The following is an 18,298-nucleotide window of genomic DNA, read 5'->3' on the forward strand; positions in this document are numbered from 1 at the left end:
TTTCCCCGTCCATCATAGCACAGATGGTCGCAAACGAACGAGTGGAATGCTGAGCACGGATTCCTTCAATCATTTCCCTTTTATCGAAATAAGCAACCTTTTTCATCTCCACTATGTATATACTAAAAACTGTAAATTTCATGAATCGAGGTGGAAATATTGAAACGAATCTTCAGTTTGCTCTTTCTCTTTACCTTCTATTGGACACTCACCGCTCAAGCGGTCGGGTCTGAGGCCATGCTTCGTGCCGGCACGACCCTCTATGCCGATCCAGAAGAAACGGTCGTCCTCTTGGTCACAGATCAAGCGGAGCGTGTGGATGTCCATGAGGTGACCGAGACCCATACGTCCGTCACCGTTACTTCACAAAAAGGATTCGTCCGAAACGACGCCTTATCATACGCTGTCACCCGTTACGTCCATACGGAGACAGAAGCACGCGATGCTGCCGGAAATGTAGTCGCAACGCTCGCTATCGGAACAGCGGTCGACGTCTTCGATATCGAAGGCGACCTTCTCCTCACGACGGACGGGACATATGTCTCCCGTGACGCCCTCGGAGAGACGGTCCCGGCGGCAGTGACCCGCTACGCAAAAGAGGGAGCGACTCTCACGTCTTCACCAGATGGTGGAACCATGACTCCACTTGAAGCCGGTCAAACCTTGAACGGCTTCCTCATCGACGGACAGATGCGTGTCGATCTAAATGGAATTGTCGGATACATCCCGCTCTCGATGACAAATCGAATCCCGTTCAAGACGGACTCGCAATTCGTCTTGACGACATCCTCTTATATGAATGAGGACGGAGAGATTGTCGGGACGATTGTCCGGGGCAAACGAGTAAGCGTATATGGCACAAATAGCTCGATGGCCCGCCTTTATCAAAATGGCATGTACGTATATATGAAGCGAGACGCACTCGCTGCCAAGATGCCCCGCTACGCTAAAACGGGGAGCCGCTATGCTCAAAAAGAGGCATCGATTTATTTAGACACAGACAAGAAGCAAGTCGTCGGTTCACTCAAACGGAGTCAACTCGTCAGCATCTATGGGACAGACGGTCTGTTCACCCGTGTCTATTACAACGGACAATATGTCTTCGTCGAATCCGCATCGCTTGGGACGACGGAGCCACCTTATCTTAAAACCGGACAACGGTACATCACGAAGAACACACCGGTCTATGCTCGGACGATGAAATCATCCAAGACGACCTTGTCCCTGAAGCGGGGTCAGCTCGTCTACATCTATGGCACCCGTGGAAGCTATACCCGCATCTTCACGAAAGGGAACTATTACTTCGTCCCGACGAGCGTGACGAGTACGAAAAAACCACCTCGCTTCGAAGCGACAGGGAAACGATACAGCCGTTATAACGAGGTCGAAGTATACGCCTCGACCTCAATCGCGAAACAAGTCGGTTCATTGAAACGAGGTCAGCTCATCGAGACATATGGGACGAGCGGCTACTACACGCGCATTCGACTAAACGGAGCCTATCGCTATGTCGCGACTGGCTACCTCGCTGTCTCGAAACCGACCGCGAAGCCGAAGGTAGGAACGGTCTTCTATACACAGTTCAACGGGACGCCTTACTTCTCGGCTGACGTTGCGTATGGTCGTCCTGCCGGCACTCTGTCCCGTGGGACGAAACTCGTCGGGCTCCGCTCGATCGATGCCGACTTCTGGCACGTCCGTCTTCCGTCCGGGAAACGTGTGTACGTGTTGAACCCCTATATCGCCGAGACGAAACCAAAGGCGATTCAACCGGCGAGCGTCTATACGGCCGCCCACTATGGGACGACAAAGAAGACGCCGTTCTACGCCAACCCGAACGACACCCGTCCGATCGGGTATCTCGATGCCGGTCGTCGCATCTACCCTCGTGGGAAGAGTGGCGACTCCTATCTCATCCAATACGACTGGCGTCCGGTCTACGTCAAGACGAAAGACATTCGCATCAAACGAGATGCCTTGTTGAAGAAACGGGACAACTCACAAAAAGAACGCATGATTGCCGTCGCGGTGAAACATCTCGGGACACCGTACACGTGGGGCTCACAGTCTCCGCTGAACGGCGGTTTTGACTGTTCCGGTCTCATCCACTACGCGACGAATCAAGCCGGTAAAATCGGCGGTCGCACGAACGTGTCAGGTTACTGGCATAGCGGCCATTTCAAGAACAAACGGACAGGGATCACGAGTGGACGTCGCGGGGACATCGTCTTCTTCGCCGGCACGTACAAATCCGGTCCATCGCACATCGGCATCATGCTCGATGACGAGTTCTTCATCCATGCCGGGGGCGAGATGCTTCAAATCAACTCGATTCATGACCCGATGTGGCGCCCGTACTTCCTAGGGTACAAATCGTTATAAGGAGGATGCTCCATGTTTGACTATATCGATCCGTTCTTATGGCAACTCGTGATCGTTCCAACGTTTACAATCGGACTAGGGGTCGCCATCGCATTGCACTTGAAGCGCTTGTCTATCGCTCCCTTGATCACGCTCTTCGCCTACTTGGGCATGGAGTGGTTCATGTATCGGGGCACCCTCTTCTTCTTTACGAAGTGGTGGCTCCTTCCCCTTTTGGCATTGGGGATCACGTTCACATTCATCGGGAAACGTCAGGTGGGGCACGCTTCGGTCAAATGATGCTTGACAATGCATCTTTATCCCGTTAAAGTAACGATAACATTCATACGAACTCGCGATGAGAAAGAAGAGTAGCGCGAAGGGACGTCTTCAGAAAGCCGGTGGTCGATGCGAACCGGTGGCGTACCTTGCGTGAATGGGCTTTTGAGCGTTCAGACCGACATGTAGGCTCTGACGGGTCCTCCCGTTATCGGGGACAGCGAATGATGGTTCGCGATGAGTGGGAAGACAAGGCGTCTTTCAACGAAGGTGGCAACACGGGGAATCTCCTCGTCCTTCATGTCCGATTGGGCATGCGGGACGGGGAGATTTTTTGTTTGAGCGATTGGAGGTGGGCTGGTGACGTACCACGGATATACGCACCGCGGTCATCGTATACGAACAAGACGTGACCCTCTCGTTCGTGGATGAACTGAACGAGCGGATACGTTGTGAACTCTCCGTTCAAACGAGGCTTTGATTTTGTATAAAAATCTTGATAACAAATCGCCTCGAGGAGTGGTCGCACACGGATTTCGGACTTGTCTGCTACCGGCACGGTGAACATCCATAACGGTTCGTCATCGAACGTGCACGATGTGGCGGTCGTCTTGAAGCGCACCGATTTGTCCCGGATATAACGGAACAAGAGGGTCGGCTTGACGGGCTGTCCATGTACATGCCAAACGATTCGGATGGGGTCGCCCTCTTCGAACAACGCATCAAACAATTGCTGGGCATGACGAACGACTGCCTCAAAATATTCAAGATTCAGTTCATATGATTTGATCTCAACGTAAGGTGACAGCGTGTCCTCGAGTTCGATGTGCTCGGTCAACGCTTCACCTGAAAATTGGTCAGGTCGTAAGACTGACATCGGCATATCCCCTTTCTATTACCCATTATAAGGAGGTTCTTTCAATGCAACAACGGATCATCAATGGTGACGAACTCACACCGGTGGCAATCTTCCACCGACTACAAGGTGGACGAAAAGTATTACTCGAAAGTCGCGCGGAAGGCAAACACGGCCGCTACTCCATCATCGCGGCGAACCCGGTCGAGACGATCCGAGTCGATGGGAACGACGTGACAGATGCAACAGGGACAATCTATGCAGACGACCCGCTCCATGCCTTATCCGAACGCATCACACGTGAAGACTTCACTGCACCTTACCCGTTCATCGGCGGTGCCGTCGGCTATATCGGTTATGACTTGCTTCGGGTGTATGAACCGATCCCGAACACGCCGACCGTAACGCGTGATTTGCCGGACGCTCTCTTCCAACGCTATGAGACGGTCGTCTTATACGACCACCTCGAGGAACAGGTCATCCTGATCGATACGAGCGAGACGGATGCGACGATGCGACTCGAGTCCATCCGGGAACAGCTCGAGACACCGGAGACGCACGCCCTCGAACGGGTCGTCCGGACGAGCGAGCGCATCTTGACGCCGAAGGACGAATTTATCGACCGTGTGCTCCAGGCAAAAGAGGCGATCCTTGCGGGCGAGGTGTTCCAACTCGTCTTGTCGCAACGAATCGACGCGACGTTCACCGGGGACCCGTTCCACTTTTACCGGACGCTGCGGAAACAAAATCCGAGTCCGTACTTGTTCTACATCGACCTCGGGGAAGCGATCGTTCTCGGTGCTTCTCCTGAAAGTCTCGTCCGGGTCGAGAACGGCAAAGTGACGACGAACCCGATCGCCGGGACACGCCCTCGTGGGAAGAGCGTCGAGGAAGACATGCGTCACGCGGAGTCACTCCTTCAAGACGAGAAAGAACTCGCCGAGCATCGGATGCTCCTCGACCTCGGACGAAACGATATCGGGCGGGTCGCCAAAGTCGGCACGGTCACCATCCCGAAACACATCGAGCTCGAACGATTCAAAAACGTGATGCATCTCGTCTCCGAAGTCGAAGGTGATTTACGTGACGATGTGACCCCGATCGATGCGCTCCGAGCCTGTCTTCCAGCCGGGACCGTCTCCGGAGCTCCAAAGATTCGGGCGATGCAGTTGATTGACGAGCTCGAGACGGTGAAACGAGAAGTTTACGCCGGGGCGGTCGGCTATCTCGACGTCCGGGGCGGATTCGACTTCGCCCTTGCCATCCGGACGATGGTCGTCCAAGGTGACACGGCCCACGTCCAAGCCGGCGCCGGCATCGTCTATGACTCAGACCCGGTATCGGAATATGAAGAAACGCTGCATAAAGCCAAATCCCTATTGGAGGTGTTCGCATGATTCTCCTCATCGACAACTACGATTCGTTCACGTATAACGTCTATCAAGACGTCGCTCGCTTCAGTGACGTCTGCGTCATCCGGAACGATGAACATAGTATAGAAGAAATCCGTCGTATGAACCCGAATGGCATCATCCTCTCCCCCGGTCCCGGTGGTCCACATGACGCCGGTGTGTCGCTCGCGGTCGTGCGAGAACTTTCCGGCTATATTCCGATTCTCGGGGTCTGTCTCGGCCATCAGGTCATCGCCGAGGCGTTCGGTGGAGTCGTCGGACGGGCGAACGAGGTGATGCATGGGAAAGTCTCACGGATCAATACGGTGCCAAGCGTCCTCTTCGAAGGGTTATCGATGGACGTCATGCGCTATCACTCGCTCGTCGTACAAAAGACCGAACTGACGGTCACGGCCGAGACGACAGACGGTGTCATCATGGCACTCGAACACCCGACCCATCCGACGTACGGTGTCCAGTTCCATCCCGAGTCGATCGGGACCCCGGACGGACGTGGCATCTTCGAACGATTCGTCAAGTTGTGCACGAAAAAACCGGGGCACGCGTCCCCGGTTTGAATGTCAGCCTAAAAAGCCTTCTCGTTGAAAATCATGCTTGTCGATCTTGATGTTGTCACATGCCACCTCGTTCGACCGGAGCACCTGAATCGTTTCACGCAACAGCTCATCACTACCAACGATATAGAACAAGGCGTCCTTGTCGGATGCCATCATCTCCACGCGTTCGTAGTAATCTTTACGACTCGGCACGAACTCTGACGTGAAGTGCTCGTTCGATTCGAAGACGTCACCGAACAAATACGCCTTCGACGAATCGACGTTCAACGAATGGAGATGCGGGACACCTTCCCCGTTCGCCAAGTACTCGAGGACGACCGGACGGAATGTCGCGAGTCCGACACCCGCCGATAAGAGGTATACGTTCTTCCCACTCCGTTCGAGCGGGACGTTCGAATGTGTCTTGAACAAGGCGACCTTGTCCCCCGGTACCATGTCACGAAGGATCGATTTGAACGTTGAGCATTCGGTCTTGATTCGGGTCGTGATCCCGATCGCTCCTTCGTGCGGCAATGTCGAGATCGACATATGGCGGACGAGACTTCGGTCCGGCTTGTCTCCGGCGTTGAATCCTTCGAGCGCGAGATGCGTGTGCGCCCCTTCCTGCCACGTGAACTCAGGTGGCAAGGCGAGATGGAACGTGTATGTATCCGGTGCCTCGTTTACGACTTTAGTGATCGGTGTCCAGTCAATTTTCATGTGAATTCTCCCTTTCGTTAATACACCGCAATCGGCCCATACGGCCCTTCGATGATTTCCAGTTTCGTCTCAAAAATTTCGGATAAAATCTTCGCGTCCATGATCTCATCGACCGTTCCAAATGCAGCGATTTGTCCGTCTTTCATCGCACAGATGCGATCCGAGTATTTCGCCGCGAAATTGATGTCGTGGAGCACCGTGACGATTGTCCGTCCGAACTCGTCGGCGACGTGGCGTAAATACTCCATCATCTGTACCGAACGAGCGATGTCCAAGTTGTTGAGCGGTTCATCGAGGAGGACGTATTCCGTCTCCTGACAGAGCACCATCGCCACGTAGGCACGCTGCCTTTGTCCTCCTGAGAGCTCGTCGAGATAGCGGTTCTCGAGCGCGGTCAAGTCGAGGAAGTCGATATATTTCGAGATGATGGCCTCGTCCTCTTTCGTGAGGCGCCCTTTCGAGTAAGGGAAACGTCCGAACCCGGCGAGTTGTCGGACCGTGAGCCTTGTCACGAAGTGGTTCTCTTGGCGCAGGATGGTGATGATTTTCGCTAAGTCTTTCGACTTCGTGCTCGACACGTCCATGCCGGCGACTTGGATCTGTCCCTCGTCTAAGTTGAGCAATCGTCCAATCATCATGAGTGTCGTCGATTTGCCCGCTCCGTTGGGTCCAATCAATGAAGTGAATCCGGCTTTCGGGATATCGAGCGTGAGCGGTCCAATGTGGACATCGTCTGTATACGATTTTTTGACTTGTTCGATTTGAATCATAGCGACCTCTTCCTTAGAATGACGGCCAAGAAGATGAGTCCGCCGAACAGTTCGATGATGACGGAGACGACACTTGGCGTCTGGAATATGTGATACATAAAGAAATATGCACTCGTCAGGACGAAGAACCCTAGGGCGAACGCCATCGGAAAGACGTACTTATGGTCATACGTCGAGGCGACCTGATAGCTGAGCGTCGCGACTAAGAATCCGAAGAACGTGAGCGGTCCGATGAGCGCAGTCGAGACGGACATGAGGAGTGAGATCAGGACGAGCGTGTAAATGACGCTCCTCCGATGGTTCACCCCGAACGTCGTCGCGACGTCCTTGCCGAGTGCGACGATATTCAATCGATTCGAGAACAGGAACAAAAGTGTCCCGGCGATGACGACGATCGGGATGACGATGGGAAAGTACGCCACGTCGGCATTCGTCACCGAACCGAACAGCCGTGCCTGCAGGATATCGAACTCGGACGGGGCGAGCATACGACGCATGAACGATGACACCGAGTTCAGACCCGTCCCGATGATGATCCCGATGAGCAGCATGAGCTGCAGGTTGGCGTATTTCCCTGACAAGAGCCATCCGTAAAGGAGGAGACTCATCGTCACCATGAGGCCGACCTGTGTCAAGAAGGCGCTTGTCCCCGAGAAGCCGATCAACGCCCCTGCCCCGAAGAAGAAGACCATGCTCGTCTGAATCGTCGAATAGAGCGCGTCGAATCCAAGTAGCGATGGCGTGATGATACGGTTGTTCGTCACGGAGTGGAATGCGACCGTCGCAAGACTTTGACAGAGTGCCGCAATCAACATCGTGACGATGGCGACGATTCGCCGTTCCACGACCGGCACGAATGACGGAGAGTCCATCGGGACCGGATTGTTATAAAGGAGAAGCCCGAGCGCACACAACAGTCCGCCGAGAATGAAGGCACTTAAGAAGAGCCAATAGCGCCTGCTCGCCCGTTTCGATTGAAACGCTGAAGCATGACGTTCTTCTCTCAATTCCCCGATTGATACTTCGACACCGTCTCGTTCCATGACCGTACTCATCGAACCCCTCCCTTCTTCCGTTGTCGCATCAAGATCATGATGAAGACGATTGCCCCGACCGTCCCGAGAATCAGTGAGACCGGGAGTTCGAACGGCATGATGATCGTCCGTGAAATCAAGTCACTGACGAGAATCGCACCCATCCCGACAAGACAGACCCATGGAAGGTTGCTGCGCAAATCATCCCCGCGGAACATCGAGACGAGGTTCGGGACGATGAGTCCAAGGAACGGTAAATTCCCGATGACCGTCGCCACGACACCGACCGATAAGGCGATGAGCCCCGTCGCCATCATCATGAGCTGGTTATAGTTCACGCCGAGACTCGTCGCGATGTCTTCCCCTAACCCCGCGAGCGTCAAGCGATTCGCCAGTAAGAAGATGAGTACCGTCACGACGATGATGACCCATAGATACTCGTAGCGCCCGATTTGCACCGAGGCGAACGAACCGACGAACCAGCCCTCGATCGCCTGGCTTGCTCGGAAGAATAGACCGAGGAACGTCGAGATGGCGGAGATGACCGCCCCTAACATGAGCCCGATGATTGGCACGATGAGCGATGAACGAAGTTTGACCGAACGTAAGAACCAGAAGAAGACCATAGTCCCGATAAACGAGAAGACGATCGCCCCGGTCATCCGCATCATGAGGCTCGGTGCCGGTACGAGTAAATAAACGGTGAGCAGTCCGAGTCCCGCCCATTCGAGCGTCCCCGTCGTCGTCGGTTCGACGAGTCGGTTTTGCGTGATGAGCTGCATGACGAGCCCCGCCATTGCCATCGCCGCACCCGTCAGCATAAGGGCGACCGTCCGTGGGACTCGGGTGATCCAAAACATATCGAAGCCGTCTGTCCGTGACAAATCGTACACCCCGGTAAAAAGCGACAGCACCGCCAAACCGAGGACGATGATTACGGTGAACACGAACGACTTCGTCCACAATCTAGAAAAGGAGGGCTGAGACATCGTCTCAACCCTGGCTGTCAATGGTTTTTGCATGACGGAACCTTACTTCGCGAGTGCTTCCGTGACACTGTTGAAGAATTCCGCGTACGTTTGAATCGATTCGTTCAAGTACGTGTCTTTCGGTGCATAGACGATTTGCTCTTTCGACACAGCCGTCGTCTTTTGAAGCGCCGGTGCGTTGTCGATTACGTCTTCTGCTGGTACTGCGCCTTCTGCGTCACCGAGTGGTGCGTCACGGTCGAGAACGAACAACCAGTCTGGGTTGCTTTCTGCGATGGCTTCGACGGATACTTCGTCACCTTCGTGGTCACCTGTCTTCTTCTCGACTTCAAGAGCTGGGACCCATCCGAAGATGTCGTACATCGGTCCGAACACGCGTCCCGTTACCGGAGCTGAGAACCCGATGTCTCCACCCGATACGATGACCGACATGATTGTATCTTTTCCGTTGTATGCCGCTTTCGCGTCTTCGATCGACTTGTCGAGGTCAGCGACGATGGCTTCAGCTTCTGTGTTTTTGTCAAAGATTTTTCCGAGTGTAAGCGTCGTGTCTGTCAATCCTTTGACTAAAATCTCACCCGGTGTACCTGAGTCTTCTGGGATCTCGATGTTCAAATCGATGACCGCTGCTTCTGGAACCAACTTTTTAATGTCCTCGTAGTAATCTGCGAAACGTTGACCGACGATGACGACGTCCGGGTCAACTCCTGCAATCGCTTCTAAGTTCGGCTCGAAGTGCATGCCGACGTCCGCGATGTCTTTGTCTGATGCATATGGCGATTCCGCTGGAAGGAGTCCGATCGGTGCCGCCACCAAGTCGATGTCCCATGCTGCCAATGTTTCAAACGTCCGGTTATCAAGGGCGACGACCTTCTCCGGGTTGACCGGTACCTCGATTGCGCCATGTGCGTCTGTAATTTCGACCGTCTCTGTCTTTGTTGCGCCGTCGACGTTTTCTTCTTTCTTCGTCTCACTCGTTCCGCCACATGCGGCGAGTACGAAGACGAGCAACGTCAACATGAGTGAAATCTTGAATTTCCCCACTTCATCCATCTCCTCTGTATGTAAGTTTCAATGATCCTCGCACCAAAAAACGAGCCACGTTGGTTATGTATGTCTAGTATCGTATTCTCGTTATCAGTGATAATGATTATCATTGTCGTTTTCATCAAGTAGCATAACAAACAAAAAAAGGATACGCAATGCCAATTTGACAAGATTCGGATAGGAAAATTTTTCTTTCTATAGATGCACGCACAAAAAAAGAAAGTGGGAGGTCCACTTTCTCGGTTGGGTTCATGCGATTTAGTTTAGAGTTCAATCGTTATTGTGCCGTGCCCTCTTTTTACCTCGAAACACAATATAGGTGATGAACCATACACATGTGATTGTGAACGCCAATAATACGGTTTGTGTCATCCCTCTCGGTAGAAGGTCTACCACGAAAAATAAGGATAAGATGACCGAAAAAATGAGATGTCCAAATCGTAAATCATCGTCCAAATCTCGCCAATAGATGATTAAAAGGACGATTGCTATCGGAGCCACGAGGGCTGCTAATATGAAAAATGGTACACGACGCATTAGAAACGGAATGTTCTTAGGTTCATCCATCTATCTCATGCCTCCGAGATTCCGTTCGCCAACAGCAATAAGAAAATCCAAATCGACAACGGGATCATCAACCCGGTTGTCGCAAGAAGTGTGTACATTTTTATGATTCGATCCTTCATGAACAGTCCCCAAATCAACGTGGCGAACAAGGCGATGTCAATCGCGAGATAAACCCAAATGACCGTCATCAATTCGAGATTCGGGAATACCCGACCGTTCAAGGTGAAGAAGGTGATCACCGTCAATAGGAAGAGACCGAGCGTGGCGTAGAGTGGTGCGTATCGCCTCTTCATACGAGCATCGCCCGCTTCCGTTTGACCATCTCCAGGCAGCGGCGGACACACGTATCGACATAGCCATCCAATTGATTAGGGAGGAACATCGTGTATGTCCCCTCCTCCGTCATCACCGCGTCCCGCTCGACTTTCTCGACCAGTTCAACGAGCTCTGGATTTCCTTTCAAGCGTTCAAAATCGAACGTCCCGAGGCGTTCCGACAGCCGAGCATTGTACGCATCAAAGTCCGCATAATAGGCCGCCTGTTTTGACGGGTCCTGGGTGATGAGCTCTTTCAACCAACCTTTATAGAATCCCTGCAACCAGATCTCATCCGCGACGAGATGCGCGTAATAGCCGAGTCGATACGAGAAGTCTTCCTCCTTGCTGTCAATCCAATATTGGGACAAATCCAAGCGACGAGATAAATCATCATGGCGTCCCGTATAGTAATGGGATGCCTCTTTTTCTGTCGTTGCATCCGGTGCGAGACTTCCGAGCAAAAATGCGACCTCATCAATCTCCGATAACGCTGGTAACATCTCGTTCGCGATGACGAGATGCATCAAATGTGAACCCATGTCACGCCCCCTTTTCCCTGATTATTCCATCAATGTTCTATCTCGACAACCCCTCGCAAATTTTGATAGACTAACTTTACTGAACGGTCAGTTAAGTAAAGAGAGGTGTGATTGGATGAGTAAAAAACAATTGTTGCTACAGACTGCCGCCCAGATGATTCGAGAAGACGGGATCAGTCAGTTGTCGCTCGAACGATTGGCGACGAAAGCAGGAATCACGAAAGCCGGGGTCCTCTATCATTTCGACAATAAGGCCAACTTATTGCGACAGATGAACGAATTCGCCATCGAGACGTTCGAGAAACGAATCACCGCCCATCTATCGGACGGTACATATTCGTTTACCCGTGCCTATGCACTGGCGACATTGGATGATGTCGATCACGGAGATATGGACCTCGTCGCCGTCTTTATCTCCTCGCAAGAAGATGCGACGAGCGAGTCGATTTGGAGTGACGTGTCGACCGGTTGGGACGAGCGTTTCGCTGTCGACGGGCCGGACCAGGATGCGATTTTAAAACTTCGCCTTCTCTGTGACGGCTTTTGGTTCGCTGTCTTGTATGGGTATAGAGAATCGTTCAAGGACCGTGCGGCGACACTCATTCGGGAAGCATGTGACGAGTTGCTTCAAGGAGGGTTGTAATATGGGATTCATCTATTTGATCGGGGCCATCGCCTCGGAACTGTTCGGGTCGAGCATGTTGAAAGTGAACGCCACCTCGACGAGCCGTCTCCCAATTCTCGGGGTCGCCTTCGGTTATGGGACGGCGTTTTATCTCTTATCACTTGCCCTCTTCACCATCCCGCTCAGCTTCGCGTATGCGTTTTGGAGCGGGGTCGGGACGGCACTCACGGCAGTGATCGGGTTCGTCGTCTTTCGGGAACAAATCAGTCGTCAAAAAATTGCAGGGATTGGGCTCGTCATCATCGGGCTCGTCTTGATGAAAGTGTGAGGTGAATCGGAATGCAAGCCTATCTTTTACTCTTCTTTTCTATCGGATTTGAGGTACTCGGGACATCGATGTTGAAACTGTCGGATGGATTCACAAATCTCGTTCCGAGCGCCATTCTGTTGGTCAGTTTCGCCGCGTCGTTCACCCTCATGGGCATCGTGTTGAAGACGATTCCGCTCAGTATCGCCTATAGCATCTGGGCCGGACTCGGGACCGTGGCGACAGGACTCATCGGGGTGTTTGTTTACGGGGAAGTTCTTTCGGCGTTGAACGGAATCGGTCTCTTGTTGATCGTCCTCGGCGTCATCGTGATGAATCAACGAAGAGAGGAAGTCGTGACATGAACGAGTTGGCAAATCACCTTCAAACACTAGAAGAAGCGTTATTGACGACGGAGGTCAGGCAGTCGACGGAGCGATTGCGTGAACTGTTGACCGACGACTTCTTTGAAATCGGTAGCTCGGGACGGTTGCTGTATCAAGATTGGGATCAGACGACACTCCAGCTTGACCCGATTGAGGCTGTGTTATCCGAATTCACGCTACATCCGTTGACGGAAGGTCACGTTTTGGTGACGTACCGTCTCGTTCAACCGGTATTGAATCGCGAAACACGCCGTAGCTCGATTTGGGTATTCGTGGACGGACGTTGGAAGATGCGATTCCATCAAGGCACGGTCGTTCCGCCAGAGGCAACTTGATTGCCGAACGTCCTCGCCATCCGCTACTCTGAAGTGGAATCCAAGCGTGACGAAAGGGGCAGTTTCTTTATGAAAATTTTACTCGTTGGGGCAAGCGGTACGGTCGGTCAGGCCGTCGCAAAAGAGTTGGAGAAAACACATACGATCATCCGGGCTGGACGTAACGGGGCGGACGTGCAAGTCGACCTCACTTCCGAAGACAGCATTCGCCACATGTATGAAACGGTCGGTCGGGTCGACGCGGTCATCAGTACGGCGGGTAGCACGCATTTCGGTCCGCTTTCCGAGATGACGCCGGCAGATAATCAGAAGAGTATCGACAGCAAGATTAAAGGACAAGTCAACCTCGTCCTTCTCGGACTCGATTATGTGAACGATGGTGGTAGCTTTACACTGACGAGTGGAATCTTGATGGACGACCCCATCAAAGAAGGCGCATCGGCGGCACTAGCGAACGGGGCCATCAAAGGATTTGTGACCGGTGCGGCGATTGAGATGCCACGGGGCATCCGCATCAACAACGTCAGTCCGAACGTCCTCGTCGAAGCACTCGATGCGTATGGTCCTTATTTCCGTGGTTACGCGGCGGTACCGGGTGAACGGGTTGCCCTCGCTTATGTGAAGAGCGTCGAAGGCGCGCAGACTGGACAGACGTACGAAGTGTATTAACCTCGAAGCATCTCTTCAAGAGGTGCTTTTTTCGTACCTTGCACTTTATTTTGTCTCCCTCGTCCGGAAGATTCCGCTATACTCGGGGCATCTTATGCCCGAGAAAGGTTGAAGTTTCATGAAAGACAAAACGTTTCGCGCCCTTTATCATATCCCTCCTTCTTTCGTCGAACACCCACTCCAAAAGCGCGTCCTTCAGGCGATTGGTCGTCCTCAGGAATCGATGGTCGAGGTCATCTTCCGCGTCGGTGGGTTCGGCACGTATGATGTGAGTACGATCACCTTTTTTGAGAGGGGCACCGTCCTTCGTCACATCGAGCGGTCCGACCGATCCATCACCGAGCCCTTTGAATTCGAATACTATGAGGGCGAGGAAGCGAAACAGATGCGTGTCGCGTTTCATCTGCTTGGAACGAATTGGTGGCCAACCGTCTTCGAAGAACTGGAAGGTGTTCGCACGCTAGATGGTACGCAGTGGAGCCTCAGCGTATACACGAACGGGACACTCATTCACGAGCATCATGGCAGTAACGCCTACCCGTCCGAATGGGAGCAAGTGACTCGCCTTTTTGGTATTTCTTGAAGAACGACAAAGGGAGCATCCGCTTTGGATGCTCCCTTTCGTCAGAGCGCTTGAATCATCTCGACCCGATTGCCGAACGGGTCTCTGAACTCGAAGCGGTCGAATCCTGGAATCGGGATGCCTTCAGAGTAAGAAATCTCATTCTCTTGAAGCGCTTCCTTCCAATGAGCTAAATTCGTCACAGCGTACGCGATATGCGCTTTCGTCTTCTGTCGTTCCACGTCGTCCTCTGCCCCGACATGAACGGAACGGTCGCCGACCTGAAGCCAAAATCCACCTCGCCCCTTCAATGAATCCGGCTTCTCGATTTCACGTAGACCAAGAAAGTCACAATAGAACGCCTTCGCCTCTTGCTCCGCTCCAGTTGGAATCGTGAGCTGCACATGATGAATCCCTGTGATCATGTTTCATTTCCCCTTCCGATAGGTCAGTCCGATATACTGCATCTTCTCATTGAACAGTCGTGGGTACGCCAGATAGCCGACGAGCGTCGCTGAGATTGAGGCGGTCGTCAAAATCAAGAACAGGATCAAGAGTTGATACAGGACCGCTTCCATCGGGTCAGCTCCCCCGATGATGAGACCGCTCATCATTCCCGGTAGTTGGACGAGCCCCATCGTCTTTTGCGCCTCGACAGTCGGAATCATGCTCGTGCGAATCGCATTCTTCAAGCTGCGGTCGATGGCCACTTTCGGTGTGCCGCCGAGTGAAAGAATGAGTTCGATGACGTCGTCGCTCCGCTCGACCTCGTCTTTGAACTTGTTCAAGAACAAGAGCGACAACACCATGCTGTTCCCGATGACCATCCCACTAATCGGAATGACCTTTTCCGGCTCAAATGGGATGATACCGAGCCCGAGCATGAGTCCCATCGTCAGCGCTTCGATCGTCACGAGCGTCAAGACGATAATCCACATGATGCCCGGAATCCCGTCCCCTTTCCGTCGGATGTTTTGTGTCGCTGCGACAATCATGAGTAAAATCATCAACAGCATGAAGATCGGACTGTCGCTCTCAAAGACGAACGTCAGGATATAGCCGATGATCAATAGTTGAATGATGGAGCGGACGGTCGCAATGATAATATCACGCTCGAGTCCAAGTCGTAGGACGAGTGTCAAGGCAAGCGGGATGACAACGAAGATGAGCGCCGTCGCGAGTTCAATATATGACATCAATCTTCCCCCCTGACGAATCGTTGGATGACGGGATTGTCCGACTCATCGATGAACGATGCGTCCCCAAATGCAAGTAGTTCCCCGTCCTTCAAAAACCACATGTCGTCACTCACCCGCCGTGCCTGGTCGAGGTCATGGGTGATCCAAATGACGGTCACACCGTATGATTGTTGCAGTTTTCGAATGAGTCGCTCGATCTCTTTCACCGTCCGGTAATCAAGGCTCGCCGTAATTTCATCGAGTAAGAGCACGTCCGGTTTATTGACGAGCGTCCGGGCGATGGCGACCCGACTCCGTTCACCCGATAGTGATTTGACGGGTTGGTCGAGGAGCGCCTCACTCAAGTCGACGCGATGGAGCAATTCGGAAGCCCGGTCGCGGTCAAGTGTCTCGTCGAAGATGGCTTTCGGGAGATTCAAGTTGTCGTATACGGTCCCTTGAATCATCGGCGCACTTTGGAACGCCATCCCGATTTTCTTTCGTAGCTCGAGGATGTCCATCTCCGCAATGTCTTCCCCTTTAAAAAGAATCGTGCCGGTGTCCGGTGACAGCAATCCGTTGATATGCTTCAGACACGTTGTCTTGCCGGCGCCGCTCGGTCCGACGAACGTCGTGATTCGTCCTTCTCGAAACGTCCCGGACACATGGTGCAGGATGTCTTGATGACTCACATCTTTGAATTCAATGATTGACATGCTTCTCTCGCCTCCTGGTTCTAGTGTACAAAAAAGAGAAGATGAGGTGGTCAAGAATGCAGTCTGGAATCGGCTGTCCAAGAAAATCAATCATTAGCAGTTTACTGTTTCGGTATGTACATTTCTAAGGCAGAAATGGCGGAGGAAGGATTTGAGTCATTTCTTCTTTCAATTCCTCTTTGAATCTATTTATTTCACAATCATTCATATAAAAGATTAATTCACGTGGTGTACCTGTCTGGAAACGGACCATGAACCTATAAAGAATTACCTCTTCACGTTCAATTGTCATTCTAAAAATCGGTTCAACAGGATTGAGAATGAATTTGTTCAGTTCTCCGTCTAACATGAGCGCAATTTGTGAAATCAGATATTCATACTCCGATTTCATAAGTAAAGCACCATAAAAATGAAAACTCCCTCTCGATTCGACCGATAACGCTAACGTTGAAAAAATAAATGGATCGTCTTCCTTTTCTTCATATTTTCGAGGAAAGAGTTCAAAAAACAATCCAGCACGCTCTACAATCGCCATTCCTTACACCTTCTTTGAAAATAAAATCTATGCTAGACCATCTTTGTTATTGCTGGAGGATCAGCGGATAGAACTTCAATCACATCATTTGATGTAAGAAAGACATAGTGCTCCACTTCACCCATCTCCTCATATCGTTCAAGAGACTCTTGGGCAAACCATTCCAGATAACTAGAATTTTTCATTTTGAATAATGTCCAATTCCCGTACTCAAGATGTGCATAATACCTATCTAAATGCTCTAACATCCTCAATCGTGAACCTTCATCCGAGTTTCGATAAGAAAGCAAAAGACCATCAAACAGAAATGAATATTTCTGTCCCTCTGTTGCGTCACTTACTATTATTCGCAAAGAATCACCATCATCCATTAAGGACTCTTTATGCAGACGTGCTGGAATAGACTCTACCGGAATCCATTTTTCCCATTCATTCATCTAGCTCCCACCCACTCGTCATTCACTTGAATTTATTTTCTTCGATTTTTTGAGCGAATTCCCAACCCTAAAAGTAAGAGACCAAAAATCAGGAAACCTACAAATGTAGTTACGGTCATATTTTGTCACCTTTCGAATCATGTCATCTGTTACAACATTCGAGTTATATTTTGAAATCCCTTGTCCGTCTAATGCGTTCATTTCATACTCATTTTCTTGATAAACATAGTCATCTCAGAACAAAATGACCATATTTCTTTTTGTTACAGGTTAAACGAACAAAGCGCTCGACCGTTTCCACACGAAACAGTCGGGCGCTTTTGTTAATTATACTCCCGTTCGATGACAAAGCTCGTCTTGTCTCCGCGGAAGTAGGAGCGTGAGTATTCAATCGCTCGTCCCGACTCATCCTCTGTCACCGTCTCGATATGGAAGCACGGTGACCCGAGTGGACAGTCGAGGAGTGCACTCACCTTCTCGTCAGCTAAGGCAATCTCTAGTGCCTCTGTCGTCTTGGCGACATGCACGTCGTGAACCTCGGCGAGTGTCCGGAAGAGCGAATGCTCGGCCTGTTCCTTCGTGATCCCCGGTGCAATCTGCCATGGGATGAACGAGACCTCGTACTGGGTTGGTTCCCCGTCCGCATGACGAATTCGCTCAATCTTTTGGATCGGGGCATTGTCTTCCGCTTCAAACACCGATGCGATTTGACCGGACGCCGAGATGACCGAGATGTCGATCAAGGCGACTTGCCCACGTTTCCCTTGAACGGCAAGCTGGGCCGCATAGTTGTTCGGCGTGTACGACAACGTCTGTTGTACTTTCTTCCCGGCGACGAACGTCCCGCGACCTTGTTGACGGACCAGATAGCCTTCCGTCGTCAACTGGTTGAGGGCGCCACGCACCGTCGTCCGGCTCACATCGAACTCCTCGCAAAGCGCGTATTCGGTCGGAAATTTTTCCCCTTCTTTATAGTGCCCACTTTTGATGCGGGACAGCAGTTCATCCTTGATTGCGGTTTGGAGCGTCGATTGCGACATGTCTCCATCTCCTTTACGTTGGGTTGGTTCCTTTATTGTGATACAGCAAGCATACAAATGCAAATACAAAAACTTATTTGT

24 protein-coding genes and 1 other annotated feature are annotated in these 18,298 nt (G+C 51.8%); of the genes, 10 read left to right on the plus strand and 14 right to left on the minus strand.

Annotated features, from left to right (window positions below):
• The first annotated feature begins 150 nt into the window (after positions 1-150).
• Both Q9R25_RS08010 and Q9R25_RS08015 read left to right on the plus strand, forming a co-directional pair.
• Positions 151-2,382, plus strand: coding sequence for a C40 family peptidase (locus Q9R25_RS08010; protein WP_311282998.1), 2,232 nt, complete (start codon positions 151-153; stop codon positions 2,380-2,382).
• 12 nt (positions 2,383-2,394) lie between these two features.
• On the plus strand, positions 2,395-2,661 hold the full coding sequence (locus Q9R25_RS08015; protein ID WP_311282999.1) for a hypothetical protein: 267 nt from the start codon (positions 2,395-2,397) through the stop codon (positions 2,659-2,661).
• A gap of 49 nt (positions 2,662-2,710) precedes the next feature.
• Positions 2,711-2,942: a binding site (T-box leader), on the plus strand.
• Here the strand turns inward: Q9R25_RS08015 and Q9R25_RS08020 are convergent.
• Positions 2,939-3,517 (minus strand): DUF3885 domain-containing protein, encoded by a 579-nt coding sequence (locus tag Q9R25_RS08020; RefSeq protein WP_311283000.1) that lies wholly within the window; start codon positions 3,515-3,517, stop codon positions 2,939-2,941. Its footprint overlaps the feature before it by 4 nt.
• A 44-nt stretch (positions 3,518-3,561) precedes the next feature.
• On the opposite strand from Q9R25_RS08020, the gene trpE reads away from it, so the two are divergent.
• Positions 3,562-4,893 (plus strand): anthranilate synthase component I, encoded by a 1,332-nt coding sequence (gene trpE / locus Q9R25_RS08025; protein ID WP_311283001.1) that lies wholly within the window; start codon positions 3,562-3,564, stop codon positions 4,891-4,893.
• Positions 4,890-5,465 carry an anthranilate synthase component II gene (locus tag Q9R25_RS08030; RefSeq protein ID WP_311283002.1) on the plus strand — a complete coding sequence of 192 codons (576 nt, stop codon included), beginning with the start codon at positions 4,890-4,892 and terminating at the stop codon, positions 5,463-5,465. The genes trpE and Q9R25_RS08030 overlap by 4 nt, the downstream gene beginning before the upstream one ends.
• Positions 5,466-5,468: 3 nt before the next feature.
• Here the strand turns inward: Q9R25_RS08030 and Q9R25_RS08035 are convergent, their stop codons facing one another.
• The 7 genes from Q9R25_RS08035 to Q9R25_RS08065 form a co-directional block, all read right to left on the minus strand.
• Entirely contained in the window at positions 5,469-6,164 is a 696-nt protein-coding gene (locus Q9R25_RS08035; protein WP_311283003.1) for a dihydropteridine reductase, read from the minus strand.
• 17 nt (positions 6,165-6,181) lie between these two features.
• Positions 6,182-6,934: an iron ABC transporter ATP-binding protein gene (locus tag Q9R25_RS08040; RefSeq protein WP_031422518.1), complete on the minus strand. Its 753-nt coding sequence runs from the start codon at positions 6,932-6,934 to the stop codon at positions 6,182-6,184.
• Positions 6,931-7,989 carry an iron chelate uptake ABC transporter family permease subunit gene (locus Q9R25_RS08045; RefSeq protein WP_047794929.1) on the minus strand — a complete coding sequence of 353 codons (1,059 nt, stop codon included), beginning with the start codon at positions 7,987-7,989 and terminating at the stop codon, positions 6,931-6,933. Before Q9R25_RS08045 ends, Q9R25_RS08040 begins: the two co-directional genes overlap by 4 nt.
• Positions 7,986-8,990, minus strand: a complete 1,005-nt coding sequence (locus tag Q9R25_RS08050) for an ABC transporter permease (protein WP_031422514.1) — start codon at positions 8,988-8,990, stop codon at positions 7,986-7,988. The genes Q9R25_RS08045 and Q9R25_RS08050 overlap by 4 nt, the downstream gene beginning before the upstream one ends.
• Positions 8,991-8,999: 9 nt before the next feature.
• Positions 9,000-10,010, minus strand: a complete 1,011-nt coding sequence (locus Q9R25_RS08055) for a siderophore ABC transporter substrate-binding protein (protein ID WP_311283004.1) — start codon at positions 10,008-10,010, stop codon at positions 9,000-9,002.
• A 566-nt stretch (positions 10,011-10,576) separates the two neighbouring features.
• Positions 10,577-10,864: a hypothetical protein gene (locus Q9R25_RS08060; protein ID WP_214690529.1), complete on the minus strand. Its 288-nt coding sequence runs from the start codon at positions 10,862-10,864 to the stop codon at positions 10,577-10,579.
• The gene (locus tag Q9R25_RS08065; protein WP_311283005.1) at positions 10,861-11,427 is read right to left on the minus strand and encodes a zinc dependent phospholipase C family protein; all 567 of its coding nucleotides are present in this window, start codon (positions 11,425-11,427) and stop codon (positions 10,861-10,863) included. Before Q9R25_RS08065 ends, Q9R25_RS08060 begins: the two co-directional genes overlap by 4 nt.
• A 115-nt stretch (positions 11,428-11,542) precedes the next feature.
• Between Q9R25_RS08065 and Q9R25_RS08070 the strand changes: the two genes are divergently transcribed.
• From Q9R25_RS08070 to Q9R25_RS08095, 6 genes are all read left to right on the plus strand, one after another.
• A complete protein-coding gene (locus tag Q9R25_RS08070; protein WP_311283006.1) occupies positions 11,543-12,070 on the plus strand; it encodes a TetR/AcrR family transcriptional regulator in 528 nt (175 codons plus the stop codon).
• A 1-nt stretch (position 12,071) separates the two neighbouring features.
• Complete coding sequence (locus tag Q9R25_RS08075) at positions 12,072-12,380, plus strand: DMT family transporter (protein ID WP_074036309.1); 309 nt, start codon at positions 12,072-12,074, stop codon at positions 12,378-12,380.
• An 11-nt stretch (positions 12,381-12,391) separates the two neighbouring features.
• The gene (locus Q9R25_RS08080; RefSeq protein ID WP_211782353.1) at positions 12,392-12,724 is read left to right on the plus strand and encodes a DMT family transporter; all 333 of its coding nucleotides are present in this window, start codon (positions 12,392-12,394) and stop codon (positions 12,722-12,724) included.
• The gene (locus tag Q9R25_RS08085) at positions 12,721-13,080 is read left to right on the plus strand and encodes a nuclear transport factor 2 family protein (protein ID WP_215243676.1); all 360 of its coding nucleotides are present in this window, start codon (positions 12,721-12,723) and stop codon (positions 13,078-13,080) included. Before Q9R25_RS08080 ends, Q9R25_RS08085 begins: the two co-directional genes overlap by 4 nt.
• Before the next feature lie 69 nt (positions 13,081-13,149).
• The gene (locus tag Q9R25_RS08090) at positions 13,150-13,749 is read left to right on the plus strand and encodes a short chain dehydrogenase (RefSeq protein ID WP_311283007.1); all 600 of its coding nucleotides are present in this window, start codon (positions 13,150-13,152) and stop codon (positions 13,747-13,749) included.
• Between the two features lie 118 nt (positions 13,750-13,867).
• Complete coding sequence (locus tag Q9R25_RS08095) at positions 13,868-14,332, plus strand: hypothetical protein (RefSeq protein ID WP_047794923.1); 465 nt, start codon at positions 13,868-13,870, stop codon at positions 14,330-14,332.
• 41 nt (positions 14,333-14,373) lie between these two features.
• Here Q9R25_RS08095 and Q9R25_RS08100 read toward each other — a convergent pair whose 3' ends face one another.
• The 6 genes from Q9R25_RS08100 to Q9R25_RS08125 all read right to left on the minus strand — a co-directional run bounded on the left by Q9R25_RS08100 (position 14,374) and on the right by Q9R25_RS08125 (position 18,217).
• Positions 14,374-14,736, minus strand: a complete 363-nt coding sequence (locus tag Q9R25_RS08100) for a VOC family protein (protein ID WP_311283008.1) — start codon at positions 14,734-14,736, stop codon at positions 14,374-14,376.
• A gap of 3 nt (positions 14,737-14,739) precedes the next feature.
• Positions 14,740-15,507 carry an ABC transporter permease gene (locus Q9R25_RS08105; protein ID WP_074035973.1) on the minus strand — a complete coding sequence of 256 codons (768 nt, stop codon included), beginning with the start codon at positions 15,505-15,507 and terminating at the stop codon, positions 14,740-14,742.
• Positions 15,507-16,205 (minus strand): ABC transporter ATP-binding protein, encoded by a 699-nt coding sequence (locus tag Q9R25_RS08110; protein WP_311283009.1) that lies wholly within the window; start codon positions 16,203-16,205, stop codon positions 15,507-15,509. The genes Q9R25_RS08105 and Q9R25_RS08110 overlap by 1 nt, the downstream gene beginning before the upstream one ends.
• A 124-nt stretch (positions 16,206-16,329) precedes the next feature.
• Entirely contained in the window at positions 16,330-16,740 is a 411-nt protein-coding gene (locus tag Q9R25_RS08115; RefSeq protein ID WP_047794919.1) for a WapI family immunity protein, read from the minus strand.
• A 32-nt stretch (positions 16,741-16,772) separates the two neighbouring features.
• Positions 16,773-17,177, minus strand: a complete 405-nt coding sequence (locus Q9R25_RS08120) for a hypothetical protein (RefSeq protein ID WP_311283010.1) — start codon at positions 17,175-17,177, stop codon at positions 16,773-16,775.
• Between the two features lie 323 nt (positions 17,178-17,500).
• The gene (locus tag Q9R25_RS08125; protein ID WP_214683587.1) at positions 17,501-18,217 is read right to left on the minus strand and encodes a GntR family transcriptional regulator; all 717 of its coding nucleotides are present in this window, start codon (positions 18,215-18,217) and stop codon (positions 17,501-17,503) included.
• Positions 18,218-18,298: the final 81 nt, after the last annotated feature.

This window comes from Exiguobacterium sp. BG5(2022) (assembly GCF_031844365.1).
In the GTDB taxonomy this organism is placed as follows: Bacteria; Bacillota; Bacilli; order Exiguobacteriales; family Exiguobacteriaceae; genus Exiguobacterium; species Exiguobacterium profundum.